Here is a 1,078-nt window from a genome sequence, read left to right as displayed (position 1 = left end):
TCTTCCGTGGCCACGGCCGTCTCGACGGGCCCCGACGCGTCAGCGTCACCCGTGACGACGGCGCCCGGCAGACCCTCACGGCCCGGCACGCGGTGGCCATCGCCACCGGCAGCCGGCCGGCCTTGCCCGACATTCCGGGCATCGCCGAGGCCCGTCCCTGGACGAACCGACACGGCACCGACTCCAGCACCGTGCCCACCCGCCTCGCCATCATCGGCGGCGGCGGAGTCGCCATCGAGATGGCCACCCTCTGGCAGGGCCTCGGTTCCCAGGTCGCCCTGCTCGCCCGCCGTCGCCTGATCCCCCGCATGGAACCCTTCGCCGGCGAACTGGTCGCCCAGGGATTGAGCGAGGCGGGCGTGGACGTGCGGATCGGCGTCCAGGTGACCGCCCTGCGCCGACCGGACCCGGAAGGACCGGTCACCCTCACCCTCGACGACGGCGGCGAGTTGGAGGCCGACGAGGTCCTGTTCGCCACCGGCCGCACCCCGGCTACCGACGATATCGGCCTGGACACGGTCGGCCTCACCCCCGGCTCGTGGCTGGACGTGGACATCACCTGCCTGGTGCAGGGTGTCGACGGCCACTGGCTGTACGCCCTCGGCGACGTCAACCACCGAGCCCTGCTCACCCACCAGGGCAAATACCAAGCCCGGACCGCAGGCGACGCCATCGGCGCCCGCGCCGCCGGCCGGCCGCTGGACGACACGCCCTGGGGCGACCACGCCACCACCGCCGACCAGCACGCCGTACCCCAGGTCTTCTTCAGCGACCCCGAGGCGGCCGCCGTGGGCCTGAGCGCCGAACAGGCGGAGCGCGCCGGGCACCGCATCAAGACCGTCGACCTCGACTTCAACGCCGCCCAGGGCGCCAACCTGTACGCCGACGGCTACCAGGGCCACGCCCGGCTGGTCGTCGACCTCGACCGGGAAGTCCTCCTGGGAGTGACCTTCGTCGGCCCCGGCGTCAGCGAGCTCCTGCACTCGGCCACCCTCGCGGTCGCCGGCGAGATCCCGCTCAAACGGCTCAGGCACGCGATCGCCCCCTTCCCCACCATCAGCGAGATCTGGCTCTTCCT

At 72.9% G+C, this 1,078-nt stretch carries 1 protein-coding gene; it reads left to right on the top strand.

Annotated elements, in window-relative coordinates; genetic code table 11:
- Window positions 1-1,078 (top strand): dihydrolipoyl dehydrogenase family protein (locus tag ACIBJF_RS53560; RefSeq protein ID WP_399185140.1); only part of this gene is annotated, 1,078 nt, incomplete at both ends.

Source organism: Streptomyces sp. NPDC050743 (assembly GCF_044456925.1).
In the GTDB taxonomy this organism is placed as follows: Bacteria; Actinomycetota; Actinomycetes; order Streptomycetales; family Streptomycetaceae; genus Streptomyces.
Note: the sequence above shows the minus strand (reverse complement) of the source record. Positions and strands in the feature narration are given on the sequence as shown.